Raw genomic sequence first — 13,868 nt, 5'->3', positions numbered from 1 at the left:
CTCCGTCGCCGGACAACCGGGTCATGAGTCTAGCACGGGCGTGCGGCGGGGCAGCAACGCGTATGGCCGAATGGTCAATCGCTTCTGACGCAAATACGAGAAAACCAGCGACCGCCCCCGCGGCTGCTGGTTTTCTCTCTTCTTCCACCGGCTAAGCCCCCCGGCACGCCGGTGGTTAAATATCAGGCCCGCTGCTTGGTCGGGTCGGAGCCTGCGATGGCGGGAGCCGGCAGGCTCGCCGTGATCGGCGTTTCGACGTCCGTGCGCTCGCGGCGGCGCGGCGCGACAGGCTGGAAGGCGCGCCGGGCGTGCACTTCGCAATAGGGAAGCAACGGCACCTTGGCGCGGCCACAGAAATGGAACTCAGAGGTTTGCGGATCGCCGATCGGCCAACGGCAGCTGCATTCGCCGAGCGTCTGTATGGTTTTTCGTTCGGCGACGGGAATTTCGATCTCTTCTGCAGGCGCCACGTAAGCTTCGGCGTCTAGATAGAGTGCCCGCACGGCAGGATTTCCGGCCTGTGCGAAGCGTTGCTTCACCGGGCGCTTCGTATTTGCCAACCGGGTGCGGGGCCGGTGCGATTTCATTCGTGACGTCGTTGCCCGGCCGGACAAACCAAGCCGGTGCACTTTGCCGATGACGGCATTGCGCGTCACGCTTCCAAGGCGGCCTGCGATCTGGCTCGCGCTCAGCCCTTCGGACCAAAGCCTTTTTAAAAGGTCCACGCGCTCATCAGTCCAAGACATCCGTCGATTGCTCCCTCTCGAGCCGCATCAGCGGCGGTGCACCCCCCGGTGCCCGCAGTTACCCGGCCGCAATCGAGCCCCTGCCAACGCGTGCGAACGAACACGACGCGACGGCGGCGGACGACTGTCCCAACCGGTTTACAAACGCAAAAAACTTGAGGAGACGCAGAACAGAAACGCGCACGAGACACGGGCAGTCCGCTGACAAGCGGTTAGCCCAAGGCGCGGTCAAGGCCGATACACAACCGAACACGAGCGGCTAGCGCCGCCATATGTCGTGGCCTGACAAGGATAAGTTACAACATGCTGAATCCCGTCTACAAGCCGGAGCTGCAAACTCCAGGGTATTGACAGGGAGAAGTGGCGACGGCGCCACAGACGATTCGCGCCAGGGGATATGTCTGATTTCGGTGCGCCGTAGCCCCTATTTCAACCATAAGGAAGTGGCGCTGGCAATTCGGCCCGTGAAGTGGAGGGGTGAAACCGAGCATTTATTGACAGCTATGCTGGGGAGCGTTATCAGGGGTTGTGATTGAGCCGCCGGAATTGGGCGGCTTTTTGATTTTCTACTCAGGGTTATCCACGAACCATGTCTTCTTCCCCCGCGGCGCTGGGGAAAGCCTCCCGTAGCGCTTCCGAGACCAGCGGACCGTCAACGGCTGTGATGGGCACATATGCCCGTCAGGACATCGTTTTTGTGCGCGGCGAGGGCTGTTGGCTGATTGCCGAGAGCGGCGAGCGCTATCTCGATTTCGGGTCCGGCGTGGCGGTCAATTCGCTCGGTCATGCGCATCCGCAACTCGTCGCGGCGCTTAAGACACAGGCCGAGAAGCTGTGGCACACCTCGAACCTCTACCGGGTCGAGGGCCAGGAGACCGTCGCCGATAAGCTGACGCGGCTGACGTTCGCGGAGCGCATCTTCTTCTGCAATTCGGGTGCGGAAGCCTGCGAGGGCGCGATCAAGGTCGCGCGCCGCTATCATTATGTATCGGGCCAGCCCGACCGCCGGCGGATCATCGCGTTTCGCGGCGCCTTCCACGGGCGGACGCTGGCGACGCTCGCGGCTGCCGGAAACGAGAAGTATCTCGAAGGCTTCGGGCCGGCGGCCGAGGGCTTCGATCACGTGGACCTCGGGGATCTCGACGCGCTCGCGGCTCAGATCGGGCCGGAGACGGCGGCGATTATGCTCGAGCCCATTCAGGGCGAGGGCGGCGTCAGGGCCGTTTCGCCGGACTTCCTCAGAGCTGTTCGCGAGCTTTGCGACAAGCATGGCTTATTGCTTGTGCTCGACGAGGTTCAGACCGGCATGGGGCGGACGGGCAAACTATTCGCGCACGAATGGGCCGGCATCACGCCCGATGTCATGGCGATTGCGAAGGGCTTCGGCGGCGGATTTCCCGTCGGCGCTGTGCTCGCGACCGCGGAAGCCGCCAAGGGCATGACGCCGGGCACTCATGGCTCGACCTTCGGCGGCAATCCGCTGGCGATGGCCGTCGCGTCGACGGTTCTGGACGTCATCGCGGAGCCCGGGTTCCTCGAAGCCGTGCAGTCGAAAACATTGCGCCTCAAGCAGGGCCTCGAAGGCCTCAAGGATCAGCACGCGGGGCTCGTCGAAGAGGTTCGCGGCGCGGGTCTGTTGATGGGGCTGAAGCTGAAATCCGGCGTCACGCCCCCGCAGGTGGTCAAAGCGGCCAACGAGGAGAAGCTTCTCATCGTCGGGGCCGGAGACAATAGCGTCCGCGTTCTTCCACCCCTCATCGCGACCGAGGAAGAGATTGCAGAAGGGGTCAGAGCCCTGTCGCGCGCTCTCGCGCGTGTCGCCAGCGAGACGTCCCCATGACCGTACATTCGAAAGAGCTGGAGAAAGCTCCGCAAGTCATGACCACGAAACCTTCCGTCCGGACCGTCCGGCATTTTCTCGATATCGCCGATCTCGATAGCAAGACGCTGCGGGGGATCATCGACGCGGCGCATGCGATGAAAAAGGCCGGCAAACGTGTGCCGGCCAATCTGCGTCCGAAGAACATCGAGGACATGGTCCTCGTGCTGATCTTCGAGAAGCCTTCGACGCGGACGCGCGTTTCATTCGATGTCGCGATGCGTCAGCTCGGCGGCGGCGCGCTGACGCTGAACCATACCGATCTGCAGCTCGGCCGCGGTGAATCCGTTGCCGATACGGCGCGCGTTCTCTCGCGCTATGCCGACGGCATCATGATCCGCGCCAATGCGCATGCGACGCTCGCCGAGCTTGCCCGTTATGCGACGATCCCCGTCATCAACGGATTGACGGAGAAGAGCCACCCTTGCCAGGTGATGGCCGACATCCAGACGTTCGAGGAACACCTTGGTCCGATCGCGGGCAAGTCGGTCGCCTGGGTCGGGGACGGCAACAACGTCGCGGTTTCGTGGATGCATGCGGCCGTTCGCTTCGGCTTCAAGCTGAAGCTCGCTTGCCCGAAAGAGCTTTTTCCGGAAGAGGAAGCGCTTGCCTGGCTTCGTCGCGAGAAGGGCGATGTCGAGATCGGAACGGATCCGGTGCATGCGGTCGAAGGCGTCGATTGCGTCGTCACCGATACGTGGGTTTCGATGGGACAGTCGGATGCGGCACGGCGAAAGAAAATTCTGGCGCCCTATGCCGTCAACGCGAAGCTCATGAGCAAGGCGGCCAAGAACGCGATCTTCATGCACTGCCTGCCAGCCTATCGCGGACACGAAGTCACCGAGGACGTTCTCGAAGGCCCGCAGTCGGTCGTTTTCGACGAAGCCGAGAACCGTCTCCATGCACAGAAAGCCATTCTTGCATGGTGCTTCGGCGCCTGAGGGATTGTCTCACCGATGCCGGTTGACACTCCGCCAACACCGCCCTCGATACCGATAGACGACGTCGTCGTCGCCTTTCGCACGCAGAACTCCAATATCCGGGGCAGGCTGGTGCGGCTCGGGGCGACGCTCGACGCCATCGTGGCACCGCATGCGATGCCCGACCTTCCGGGCCGGGCGCTGTCGGAAGCGCTGGCGCTGGCTGCGCTTTGCGGATCGGCCTTGCCGCAAGGGGGCAACCTCAATCTGTTGACGCGATCGGACGGTCCGGTTTCCATTCTCGTTGCCGACTACACCGCGAGCGGACGCCTTAGAGGGTATGCCCGCTACGACGCGAAGAAGATCGCCGAGATTGCGCAAATCGGAGCGCGGCAGGAGACGGCGGCGGCGCTGGGCAACGGTCATCTCGCGATCACGCTCGATTCGGGCCCGGGACAGGAGCGCTACCAAGGCGTGCTCGCGTTCGAGGCGGCGCCACTTTCGGCGACGGCGGCGGCTTACTTTCAGCAACGCGAAAATCTGCCGACATTCATCCGGACCGCGGTTGCGGAGCACTACGTTGCGCCAAAGCAAGCGTCGCAGTCGGACGTGCGCTGGCACCGGCGAGCGGGCGGCTTGATGGTGCAAAGCGTCGGGGCTTCGCTCGACGAAGGCGGGGCCGATGYCGACGACGACTGGAAGCGCGTCGAAATGCTCGCCGCGACCGTCGAAGATCTCGAGCTGCTCGACCCGGGTTTAACGGTCGAGCGGCTGCTGCTTCGGCTCTTTCATGAAGAGGCCGTCGCGATCGAGCGGGTCATTCCCCTTTCTTCGTTCTGCCGATGCAGCCGGGAGAAAGTCGAGAACGTGTTGCTCGCATTCGGCGCCAACGAACTGTCCGACATGCTCGACGACAACGGAAAGATCGTCGTCACGTGCGAATTCTGCACGGCAAGATACGTCTTCTCGCTCGATGAATTGCGGGCGGCCGGCGGCTGAGTTTCGTCTGCGGGTCAGCCGAGCAATTGCGTTCCCTTATTTGTTGAGGCCGCCATTCGCGGCTTTGCCGATATCGCCGCCCTGCTCGCGCGGATCGCTGTTTTGTGGAGCCTTGCCGGAGACATCGTATTCGGTTTTCGAGCGGGCGCTAGCGATCTGAGCGCCATCGAGTTTGCATGTGCCCGCCTTATCCATCAGGACGAAGGCCGGGTTTGGCTTGTCGACGAATTCCTGTCGCGTGACCTTGCCGTCGCCGTTCTGATCGAAATATTTCAGGTCTGCGGTCACGAACATCTTGTCGATCTTGGTCAGGTTGTTCCACTCGCTCGCGTCGAGGGAATCGTCGTGATCGGTGTCGGCGCTGTTGAAGACATCTTCGGCGTAGGACTTCCACTCGTTGCAGGTCACGACGTTGTCGTGGTTGAGATCCCAGCTTCCCGCCGCTTGCAAATATGCACGGTCGATTTCCGAGATCTGGTTGCCTCCTCCGAACGGATTGATGGAGCCGATGGTCGGCACCGAGGCCGTCGAGCATCCGGCGAGAGCGAGGGCGGCGGTTATGGCGCAGGCCGAGGCGTTGAGAAGCTGCAAGCGTTTGGTCATTGGCCCGTCTCTAAAATTGGCGAAGGCTCGGCGGCTCGAAGGCGCAGGGTGATTGGTACGCTCAAGAGTGGGCCGGAAGCACGGCGATCCGAGAAGAAAGTCGTGGGTTTGCAAGATTGTCGCACGGTATGTCGTAGGCAGGTCACACTCGTTCCGGCTTTACCTAACCTATTGCGGTGCATTGGATTTCGCCGCGGTGCAGTATGGCTTGACCGTTATTGTCAGGTCTCGGCCCAGGCTCCGAGGCGATCCAGGAAGACCATGCAATTGGCGACTTCGCTCTCGGCGATCCATTCATCGGCGGTATGGGCCTGCGCGATGTCGCCGGGTCCGCAGACGACCGACGGCGCGCCCGCATTTTGAAAGAGCGCGGCTTCTGTGCCGTAAGAGACGCCGAAGGTTTCGTTTTGCCCGGTCAATTTCAGGGCGAGCGCCACCACCTCGGACGACGGTTCGGCGCCGAAGGGCGGCACGGCATTGACGCGTTCGATGTCGATGCCGGCTTCAGGAGCGATGGCGTGCATTTCAGGGAGGCAATGCATCTCTGCAAAGCGGCGCAAGCGGTCTTCGATTTCGTCGGCACGCAGTCCGGGCAAGGCGCGGATATCGAAAACGAAGCTGCAATGAACGGGGACGATGTTGGTCGCCGTGCCGCCGTCGATCTTCGTCACCTGCAGCGTCGAGTAGGGCGGTTCAAAACGAACGTCTATCACGCGATGCTTCAGCTCGGCTTCCATGCGCTCGAGCTCGCCGATCAGGCGGGTGGCGTAGGTAACGGCGTTGACGCCGAGATGCGCCATGCTCGAATGGGCCGCGCGTCCCTTGACGTTGACGTTCCAGCGGACCGGACCTTTGTGCGCATCGACGACCTGCATGCTCGTCGGCTCGCCGACAATCACCATGCGCGGCTTGGGGAGCGCTTTGCCAAGTTCGGCGATCATCGGGCGAACACCGATGCAGCCGACTTCCTCGTCATAGGAGAAGGCGAGATGGATCGGCTTCTTCAGTTTGCGTTTCTTGAAGTCGGGGACGGCGGCGAGGGAAGCGGCGAGAAAGCCTTTCATATCGGCTGAGCCCCGGCCATAGAGGCGGCCATTTTCCGCTCGCAGCGTGAACGGATCGCTCGTCCAGTCCTGACCATCGACAGGCACGACGTCGGTATGGCCGGAGAGCGCGATGCCGCCTTCGTCAGCCGGGCCGATAGTGGCGTAGAGCGAGGCTTTCTGACCGTCTTCGCTGACGATCCGATGCGACGCGACACCGTGCCCCCGAAGGTATTCTTCGACGAAGGCGATCAGGCCGAGATTGTTCTTGTGGCTCGTGGTGTCGAAGGCCACGAGGCGCGCAAGCAATTCGACAGGCGTGTAGGTATGGCCTCGGGCTTCGCTCATCGGCTGCCGTCGCGTTCAGTTCATGCTGCGCCGAGTATAGGGGCTATCGAGCGAGAAGGCGGGTATGGCTACGTCGAAAAGCTTACCGGCCTCGTCCGACATCTGATAGCTGCCGACCATGATACCCTGCGGCGTCTTCAGCGGACAGCCCGATGTGTACTGAAACGATTTGCCCGGTTCGATGACCGGCGTTTGTCCGACGACGCCGGCGCCACGAACTTCTTCGGTGCGGCCGAGCGCATCCGTTATCCGCCACATCCGCGACTTCAGCTGCACCGTCTCGGCGCCGTCGTTGTTGATCTCGACGGCGTAGGACCACACGAAATGGCTGTCTTCCGGAGACGACTGGTCTTCCATGTAGCGCGGCTCGACACGAATGCGGATGCCGCGCGTCGTGGCTTCATAAGCGTGGTAGGCGGCTGCTGCTGACGCGGCCTTTCTGGCTGCCGATGCCGGCGTACTTTTACTCATCTTGTCCCCGTCACCCCGTAACCTTCTTCACCGCATTCGACAGATCGTCGGCTAAATCTTCCGCCGCTTCAAGTCCGATCGAAAGACGGATCATACCATCACTAATACCCAGTTCCGAGCGCTGTTCCGGCGTCAACTTAAAGTGGGTGGTCGTCGCCGGATGCGTCACGAGGCTCTTGGCGTCGCCCAGGTTATTCGAGATGCGGATCAAACGAAGAGCGTTAAGACAGCGGAAGGCGCCCTGTTTACCACCTTCGACCTCGAAAGCGATCATCTGGCCGCCGCCCGGCATTTGCTTTTGGGCAAGCGCCGCTTGCGGATGATCGGCGCGGCCGGGGTAGAGCACCCGCGTCACGCCTTTGAGACCCGACAGCAGGTCGGCAATCTTAGCGGACGTTCCGCACTGCGCCTTGACGCGGATGGGGAGCGTCTCGAGGCCCTTCAGCATCACCCACGCATTGAAGGGGCTGATGGATGGGCCCGTCTGGCGGAGCCATTCCTGGACGTATTTGGTGATGAACTCGGTCTTGCCGAGGACGGCGCCGCCGAGGCAGCGGCCCTGGCCGTCGATGTGCTTCGTCGCCGAATAGACGACGATATCGGCGCCGAGCGCCAACGGTCGCTGCAGCATCGGCGTCGCGAACACATTATCGACGACGGTCAGGATACCGTTATCGCGCGCGATCTTGCAGACGGCGGCGATATCGACGAGTTCGAGCACCGGATTTGACGGCGTTTCGAAGAAGAACATCTTGGTGTTCGGGCGGATGGCGGCGCGCCAGGCGTCGAGGTCCTTGCCGTCGACGAGCGTTGCTTCGATGCCGAAACGCGGACAGAGGGTTTCGACGATGTAACGGCACGAGCCGAACATCGCGCGCGCGGCGACGATATGATCGCCTGTTCTCATATAAGAGAGCATCGAGGCGGTGACGGCGGCCATGCCGGTGGCGGTGGCGCGGCATTCTTCGGCGCCTTCGAACAGCTTCAGGCGATCTTCGAACATCGAGATCGTCGGGTTTCCGAAGCGCGTATATTGAAAGCCGGGGTCTTCCTGCTTGAAGCGGGCCTCAGCCTGCTCTGCATTTTTGTAGACGAAGCCCTGCGTCAGATGGAGGGCTTCGGATGTTTCGCCCCATTCGGACCGGGTGGTGCCGCCATGGACAAGCACCGTATCGGGGCGCCATGCAGGACTATTGGACGGGGACTGCTCGTCATTCGCCATCGGAACGGCCTTTCGCGCAATAAAAAACCCGGTCCACTGACGCCGGCTGACGAAAGAACCGGGCGCGGGAAACCGGGAGCGCACACGGCCTCTTTAGCAACTTGTTTAACGTGGCTGCAAGCCGGCCGGCCAAAGGACCACGAGAGTTGAGCCGGATTACCGCCCGTACCCGGCGGCGTCAAGAGGTGGCATCGATCGGCACGGAATAACCGGTATTGCCGACATTGTCGCGCTTGGCGAAGCATTGGGCCTACTTTAGAGGGAGCCCTAGGGGGTAGACCGACGCCATGACAAAAAGTGAGAAAACACATTCGGCGTCGCGGCGTCGCGAGCGAGCGGCCGGTATTCTTCCGTCGCAAGTCGTCGCGGGCATGATTGCCGACGGCGAAATCGGGATTGCGGAGCCTGTCATCGAGGGACAGGTGCAGCCCGCGAGTCTCGACCTCCGGCTTGGTGCCGTCGCCTACCGGGTGCGCGCAAGCTTTCTTCCGAGGCCGGGCGGGCGGGTGCAGGGGAAGCTCGACGATCTGGCGCTGCATACGATCAGCCTCAGCCAAGGGGCGGTGCTCGAAACGGGCTGCGTCTACATCGTGCCGCTGCTCGAGTCCCTGGCGTTGCCGAACGACGTCGAAGCTTCGGCGAATCCCAAAAGCTCGACGGGGCGGCTCGACGTGTTCACGCGCGTCATCGCCGACGGGGTCGGGGCGTTCGATCAAATTCCACGCGGCTACAATGGACCGCTCTACGCCGAGATCTGTCCGCAGACGTTTCCGATCGTCGTCCGAAAAGGTTCCAGGCTGTCGCAGATCCGTTTTCGCAACGGGCCGGCCGCCGACAGCGATACGGCGCTGCGCGAACTGCAGCTCCGGGAACGTCTGGTTTCGGCGGAGAACGCCGATATTTCCGGCGGTATCGCGCTGACGGTCGATCTTGCGGGCGATGAAACGGGGCTCGTCGGATTTCGCGCGCGGCGCCATACCGGCGTCGTCGATGTCGACAAGGTCGGCGCCTATCCGGTCGAGGACTATTGGGACCCCATCTACGTCAAGGACAAGCACCGGCTCATCCTCGATCCCGATCAGTTCTACATCCTGGCTTCCAAGGAAGCGGTGCATGTGCCGCCGACGCATGCCGCCGAAATGGTGCCGTTCAATCCGCTCGTCGGCGAATTCCGCGTGCATTATGCGGGGTTCATGGACCCGGGCTTCGGACACGCGGCGGCGGGGGGCAAAGGCTCGCGCGTCGTTCTCGAAGTGCGCTCGCACAAGGTGCCTTTCATCCTCGAAGACGGGCAAATCATCGGCCGGCTTATCTATGAGCGGATGACGGAAACGCCGGAAACGCTCTATGGCCAGGGGCTCAAATCGAACTACCAAGGCCAGGGTCTGAAGCTGTCGAAGCATTTCAAATAGTATCGTTTGCGAAGAGGCTCCCTTCGCAAACTTTCGATTTTATATCCCTCGTTCATTCGCCTCATTCCGCCAAAACGCACTAAAATCTGCGGATTCGGCGGCTTTTTTTGCGTCCAACCCCCACGGGACGCTTGCTTTCGAGCCACAAATGCTGCTTTTTTCGCGCGCTTCATTCGAAAAAGGCCCGGAATCAGCATGTTTTTGGGCTTCAACGATGTAGTGTTTGATACCAAACCGATTCGCATAAGAGGGACGACAATGGCAAAGGCAGCTGCGCCAGCAAAGACTTCAGCCAAGGCTCCGGCCAAGGCTGCGGCGAAGATTGAAACCGTAACTTTGAAGCATATTGCCGCGGCACTCGCGGAAGCCCACGAGATTCCGAAGAAGCAGTCGGTTGCGCTGCTCGAAGATCTCGTCGCGCAGATTTCGAAGCATCTCAAGAAGGGCGCCCGCATCCGCATCGGCGGTCTCGGCGTTCTGCAGGTTCGCAAGCGTCCGGCACGCATGGGCCGTAACCCGGCAACGGGCGAAGCCATCAAGATCAAGGCTTCGAAGAAGATCGCCTTCCGCGCCGCGAAGGAGCTGAAAGAGTCGATCTAACGATCGCTCTTTAGCGGGGTAATTTGAGAAGGCCGCCGGATATGGCGGCCTTTTTCATTTGACGCAGGGCTGCAAGCTTCACCCCACCCCTAACCCCTCCCCGTCAAGGGGAGGGGAATTCAGCGCCTCTCAACTCCACTTACGCGGCTCGGTCGGGGATGACGCGTATTCAACCGTTGCGGAAGAAGTTCGTTATGAAACGCCCGTAGATTTCGGTCAGCGTTTCGAGGTCGGCGACGCTCGTGTGCTCGTCGACCTGATGGATCGTCTGATTGACGAGACCAAATTCGACCACCGGGCAGATGTCCTTGATGAAGCGCGCGTCGGATGTACCGCCGCCTGTCGTCAGCGCGGGCGTGCGGCCGGTGACGGATTTGACGGCGTCCTTCAGCGTCGTGACGAGCGGACCCGGTTTCGTCAGGAAGACGTCGCCGGTGCCGGAGAATGCGAGATCGTATTTGGCGTCGACCTCGGCTGCCGCGCTCGTGGTCGTTTTCCGCACCCACTCTTCGATCGTCGGACGCGTCCAGCCGTCGTTATAGCGGATGTTGAGCTTGGCGACCGCTCGTCCCGGTATCACGTTCGTCGCCGTATTCGGAACGGAGATCACCGTTACCTGCAAATTCGACGGCTGGAAGCTTTCTGTTCCGTCGTCGAGTTTCGTCGTCGATAGGCGGTCGATGATGCGGGCGAGTTTCGGGACCGGATTGTCGGCGATTTGCGGATACGCGGAATGCCCCTGCTTGCCGTGAACGATCAGATCGACGTTGAGCGAGCCGCGGCGGCCGATGCGAATTTCATCGCCGAGCGCTTTCGGGTTCGACGGTTCGCCGACGAGGCAGGCATCGATGACTTCATCTCGTGCCTTCAGCCATTCGAGGATTTTCATCGTGCCGTTGATCGATGGGCCTTCTTCATCGCCGGTGATGATGAACGATAGCGAGCCGCGCGGCAGGCCGTTGTAATGATGGATGTACTTGAGTGACGCTGCAACGAATGCCGCGATGCAGCCTTTCATGTCGACGGCGCCGCGACCGTAGAGGAGGCCTTCGCGGATTTCGCCGGCGAACGGGGGGACGGTCCAGGCCGCTTCGTTGCCAACCGGGACGACATCGGTGTGTCCGGCGAACGAGAGGTGCGGCCGGCCTGAGCCGAGGCGCGCGTAAAGATTATCGACGTCCGGCGTGCCGGGCTCGGAGAAGACGAGGCGGTGACAGGTGAAGCCTGCCGGTTCCAGCACGTTCTGCAGCAGCGTCAGGGCGCCGGCTTCGTCGGGCGTGACGCTTTCGCAGCGGATGAGCGCCTGTGAGAGAGCAACGGGATCGGTGGGAATCAGGGTCATATTGCCGTTTGAACTTGTTTTTGAAACGGATCGGGTCCGTAGCGGTTCGGTCCGCGCGTTCCGCGAACGCTGCCGTTAAAGAGCATCAGGGCGAAACCGGGGATCGCCAACGCAATCAGGACCGCTTTTTCGCCGGGTGTGAAGCGATCGATATCGACCATAAATCCGAAATGCGGCCCGATATCAAGAATGCCCGATGATGGGACAATAATGAGCGCGGGCCACATCGGCCAGTCGCAATCGGCGAGGCGCTTAACCGATATGGCAGTGATCGGCCAGAGCAAGGCGAGCTGGGTGGCGGTTCCCAGAATGCTGGGCGGCGCCTGCGTATTGCTCTCGGGATCGAAAAGTCCAGGGTCGAACATGAAGGTGGCAGCGAGACACGCGGCGCACGTGATGATCGTTCCTATCCACCACATCGTTCGGGTGATGCGGCCGTGGACAGAAAACAGCAGCGCTGCCAGATCTTCCATGCGGCTTTGCGGCCTTTCAGCTCGGCTGCGGATAAAGCTTGGCCACCGACGGCAACGGTATGTCGCGGCCTTCGAGGCTCTGCACGATCGTGATCTTCTGCCAGATCTTGCCGGATAGGTCCGATGTCAGCCGTTCGAGGTCGCCGACCGCGTCGACCACGACTGGGTCGCTGAGCTTCTCGGCGTAGAGCGCGGCAAGCTTGGCCGTGAGCGACAACATCTCGGAACAATAGTCGAGATAACGAACGAGCTCGAACGGGGACAGGCTCCGGTTGGGCGAACTCGACGTATGCACGCCCGCCAGCATGCTCGGGTCTTTCGTCAGCTGGTGCATGTCGATGACATGGATGATGGAGCGGAACTCGTGCAGCGCGGCAAGCGCCTTCCGCTGCTTCCAGCGCGACTCGAGCGACGAGACGAAATACAGCGTCGCGCCCATCAGCACGACAATATTGAAGCCGGAATCGATGCCCTGCAGCGTGCCGAAAAGGTCGTCGTTCGCTTTGGTGCTACCGAAAATGAGCTGAGCGACCACGATCAGCAGGGCAACCCCGGCGGTGGTCGCAAGCCAGATGATGAAACGCAGGAAGAAATGCGGGCGGTTGATCTCCTGCGCTGCGCTCGCCGTTTCCTTGGCGAGCGCGAGGATGTCACGGCAGACGTTTGCGAGGCCGGCGCCCGGAAATCGCTCTTCGATACGCCGAGCAAGCTGATCGAGGCTCGCCGTGATGCGAGCCGGATCAAGCGTACGGAATCTCGAAGGCGTCGCCATCTGCTTCCAATCAATCCCTAAGAAGCTCGTTGATGCTGGTCTTGCTGCGCGTTTTCTCATCGACGCGCTTGACGATCACGGCGCAGTAGAGATTTGGACCTGGTTCCCCGTTCGGCAGAGGCTTGCCCGGCATCGTACCCGATACGATGACGGAATAGGGAGGCACCTTACCGAACATTTTTTCGCCTGTGGCGCGATCGATGATCGTTGTCGAGGCGCCGATGTAGACGCCCATCGAAAGCACCGAGCCTTCGCCGACCTGAACGCCCTCGGCGACTTCGGCACGGGCGCCGATAAAGCAGTTATCCTCGATCACGACAGGGCCGGCCTGAAGGGGCTCGAGCACGCCGCCGATGCCGGCGCCGCCGGAAATGTGGCAATTCTTCCCGATCTGAGCGCAACTTCCGACCGTCGCCCAGGTGTCGACCATCGTGCCGCTGTCGACGTAGGCGCCGAGGTTGACGAACGAGGGGAGCAAAACGGCGCCGGGAGCGATGTAGGCCGAGCGGCGAACGATGGCGCCGGGCAGCACCCGGAAGCCGCCCTTGCGGAAGTCGGCTTCCGTCCAGCCGGCGAACTTCGGAGGCACCTTATCCCAGTAGAAGCTGCCTGCCGGGCCGCCGGGGATCATTTCCATGTCATTGAGGCGGAACGACAAAAGGACTGCCTTTTTCAGCCACTGATTGACGACCCAGGTGCCGTCCGCCTTCTCGGCGACGCGGGCTTCACCCTTGTCGAGCAGATTTAAGGCGGTTTCGACGGCGTCGCGCACTGGGCCCTTAGTATCGAACGAAAGGCCGTCGCGGGCTTCCCAAGCCGTTTCGATTGTCTTCTTCAGGTCGTCGTGGGCCATGGGAAAGCGTCTCCGATGCTGTGCGGGTATTGGAATTGCGAGACGCGCCTTGTCGCCTCTCGGGCGCGGGGTGTCAATTCGGCGTACGAGGTGACGGAGATCAGAAGCGCCCGTCCGTTATCGTGGGCCTCGAAAGACTATGGAAACGGTGCCCGCCTGTCATTACACGTCGTATTCGAATCTGG

The 13,868-nt window shown here is 61.6% G+C and carries 14 protein-coding genes and 1 riboswitch; of the genes, 5 read left to right on the top strand and 9 right to left on the bottom strand.

What is annotated here, in order from left to right:
• Window positions 1-182 precede the first annotated feature (182 nt).
• Window positions 183-746, bottom strand: a complete 564-nt coding sequence (locus AB4Z24_RS01780) for a GcrA family cell cycle regulator (protein ID WP_441705447.1) — start codon at window positions 744-746, stop codon at window positions 183-185.
• A gap of 664 nt (window positions 747-1,410) precedes the next feature.
• On the opposite strand from AB4Z24_RS01780, the gene AB4Z24_RS01775 reads away from it, so the two are divergent.
• From AB4Z24_RS01775 to AB4Z24_RS01765, 3 genes are read left to right on the top strand one after another with little or no spacing between them, the layout of a single operon-like run.
• Complete coding sequence (locus tag AB4Z24_RS01775) at window positions 1,411-2,586, top strand: aspartate aminotransferase family protein (RefSeq protein WP_441706052.1); 1,176 nt, start codon at window positions 1,411-1,413, stop codon at window positions 2,584-2,586.
• Window positions 2,587-2,624: 38 nt separating this feature from the next.
• Window positions 2,625-3,566 (top strand): ornithine carbamoyltransferase, encoded by a 942-nt coding sequence (gene argF / locus AB4Z24_RS01770; protein ID WP_441706050.1) that lies wholly within the window; start codon window positions 2,625-2,627, stop codon window positions 3,564-3,566.
• Window positions 3,567-3,581: 15 nt separating this feature from the next.
• A complete protein-coding gene (locus AB4Z24_RS01765; RefSeq protein WP_441705445.1) occupies window positions 3,582-4,544 on the top strand; it encodes an Hsp33 family molecular chaperone HslO in 963 nt (320 codons plus the stop codon).
• Between the two features lie 36 nt (window positions 4,545-4,580).
• Here the strand turns inward: AB4Z24_RS01765 and AB4Z24_RS01760 are convergent, their stop codons facing one another.
• From AB4Z24_RS01760 to metZ, 4 genes are all read right to left on the bottom strand, one after another.
• Window positions 4,581-5,147 carry an EF-hand domain-containing protein gene (locus tag AB4Z24_RS01760; protein ID WP_441705443.1) on the bottom strand — a complete coding sequence of 189 codons (567 nt, stop codon included), beginning with the start codon at window positions 5,145-5,147 and terminating at the stop codon, window positions 4,581-4,583.
• Window positions 5,148-5,368: 221 nt separating this feature from the next.
• Window positions 5,369-6,538 carry an acetylornithine deacetylase gene (gene argE / locus AB4Z24_RS01755; protein ID WP_441705442.1) on the bottom strand — a complete coding sequence of 390 codons (1,170 nt, stop codon included), beginning with the start codon at window positions 6,536-6,538 and terminating at the stop codon, window positions 5,369-5,371.
• 15 nt (window positions 6,539-6,553) lie between these two features.
• Entirely contained in the window at window positions 6,554-7,009 is a 456-nt protein-coding gene (gene apaG / locus AB4Z24_RS01750; protein WP_441705441.1) for a Co2+/Mg2+ efflux protein ApaG, read from the bottom strand.
• A 10-nt stretch (window positions 7,010-7,019) separates the two neighbouring features.
• A complete protein-coding gene (metZ, locus tag AB4Z24_RS01745; protein ID WP_441705439.1) occupies window positions 7,020-8,231 on the bottom strand; it encodes an O-succinylhomoserine sulfhydrylase in 1,212 nt (403 codons plus the stop codon).
• A 72-nt stretch (window positions 8,232-8,303) separates the two neighbouring features.
• Window positions 8,304-8,382, bottom strand: a riboswitch (SAM riboswitch).
• 136 nt (window positions 8,383-8,518) lie between these two features.
• On the opposite strand from metZ, the gene AB4Z24_RS01740 reads away from it, so the two are divergent.
• Together AB4Z24_RS01740 and AB4Z24_RS01735 are read left to right on the top strand one after the other, a co-directional pair.
• Complete coding sequence (locus AB4Z24_RS01740) at window positions 8,519-9,643, top strand: 2'-deoxycytidine 5'-triphosphate deaminase (protein WP_441705437.1); 1,125 nt, start codon at window positions 8,519-8,521, stop codon at window positions 9,641-9,643.
• Window positions 9,644-9,901: 258 nt separating this feature from the next.
• Window positions 9,902-10,243, top strand: a complete 342-nt coding sequence (locus AB4Z24_RS01735; protein WP_441705436.1) for an HU family DNA-binding protein — start codon at window positions 9,902-9,904, stop codon at window positions 10,241-10,243.
• Between the two features lie 169 nt (window positions 10,244-10,412).
• Here the strand turns inward: AB4Z24_RS01735 and dapE are convergent, their stop codons facing one another.
• The 4 genes from dapE to dapD are packed head-to-tail and all read right to left on the bottom strand — an operon-like array spanning window position 10,413 to window position 13,683.
• Window positions 10,413-11,585 (bottom strand): succinyl-diaminopimelate desuccinylase, encoded by a 1,173-nt coding sequence (gene dapE, locus AB4Z24_RS01730; RefSeq protein ID WP_441705434.1) that lies wholly within the window; start codon window positions 11,583-11,585, stop codon window positions 10,413-10,415.
• Window positions 11,582-12,058, bottom strand: coding sequence for a DUF805 domain-containing protein (locus AB4Z24_RS01725; protein WP_441705432.1), 477 nt, complete (start codon window positions 12,056-12,058; stop codon window positions 11,582-11,584). The genes dapE and AB4Z24_RS01725 overlap by 4 nt, the downstream gene beginning before the upstream one ends.
• 16 nt (window positions 12,059-12,074) lie before the next feature.
• The gene (locus AB4Z24_RS01720) at window positions 12,075-12,830 is read right to left on the bottom strand and encodes a hypothetical protein (protein ID WP_441705431.1); all 756 of its coding nucleotides are present in this window, start codon (window positions 12,828-12,830) and stop codon (window positions 12,075-12,077) included.
• A gap of 10 nt (window positions 12,831-12,840) precedes the next feature.
• A complete protein-coding gene (dapD, locus tag AB4Z24_RS01715; protein ID WP_441705429.1) occupies window positions 12,841-13,683 on the bottom strand; it encodes a 2,3,4,5-tetrahydropyridine-2,6-dicarboxylate N-succinyltransferase in 843 nt (280 codons plus the stop codon).
• Between the last annotated feature and the right edge of the window lie 185 nt (window positions 13,684-13,868).

Origin of the sequence: Hyphomicrobium sp. 2TAF46 (assembly GCF_052114865.1) — a bacterium.
Taxonomy (GTDB): domain Bacteria; phylum Pseudomonadota; class Alphaproteobacteria; order Rhizobiales; family Hyphomicrobiaceae; genus Hyphomicrobium_B.
The sequence above is the reverse complement of the archived record's forward strand: the minus strand, read 5'-3'. Positions and strand labels throughout refer to the sequence as shown.

Excerpts from the sequence above, each read along its gene's own strand:
- AB4Z24_RS01780 (WP_441705447.1), bottom strand. The coding sequence starts at position 746 with ATGTCTTGGACTGATGAGCGCGTGGACCTTTTAAAAAGGCTTTGGTCC.
- AB4Z24_RS01775 (WP_441706052.1), top strand. The coding sequence starts at position 1,411 with ATGGGCACATATGCCCGTCAGGACATCGTTTTTGTGCGCGGCGAGGGC.
- argF (WP_441706050.1), top strand. The coding sequence starts at position 2,625 with ATGACCACGAAACCTTCCGTCCGGACCGTCCGGCATTTTCTCGATATC.
- AB4Z24_RS01760 (WP_441705443.1), bottom strand. The coding sequence starts at position 5,147 with ATGACCAAACGCTTGCAGCTTCTCAACGCCTCGGCCTGCGCCATAACC.
- argE (WP_441705442.1), bottom strand. The coding sequence starts at position 6,538 with ATGAGCGAAGCCCGAGGCCATACCTACACGCCTGTCGAATTGCTTGCG.
- apaG (WP_441705441.1), bottom strand. The coding sequence starts at position 7,009 with ATGAGTAAAAGTACGCCGGCATCGGCAGCCAGAAAGGCCGCGTCAGCA.
- metZ (WP_441705439.1), bottom strand. The coding sequence starts at position 8,231 with ATGGCGAATGACGAGCAGTCCCCGTCCAATAGTCCTGCATGGCGCCCC.
- AB4Z24_RS01740 (WP_441705437.1), top strand. The coding sequence starts at position 8,519 with ATGACAAAAAGTGAGAAAACACATTCGGCGTCGCGGCGTCGCGAGCGA.
- AB4Z24_RS01735 (WP_441705436.1), top strand. The coding sequence starts at position 9,902 with ATGGCAAAGGCAGCTGCGCCAGCAAAGACTTCAGCCAAGGCTCCGGCC.
- dapE (WP_441705434.1), bottom strand. The coding sequence starts at position 11,585 with ATGACCCTGATTCCCACCGATCCCGTTGCTCTCTCACAGGCGCTCATC.
- AB4Z24_RS01725 (WP_441705432.1), bottom strand. The coding sequence starts at position 12,058 with ATGGAAGATCTGGCAGCGCTGCTGTTTTCTGTCCACGGCCGCATCACC.
- AB4Z24_RS01720 (WP_441705431.1), bottom strand. The coding sequence starts at position 12,830 with ATGGCGACGCCTTCGAGATTCCGTACGCTTGATCCGGCTCGCATCACG.
- dapD (WP_441705429.1), bottom strand. The coding sequence starts at position 13,683 with ATGGCCCACGACGACCTGAAGAAGACAATCGAAACGGCTTGGGAAGCC.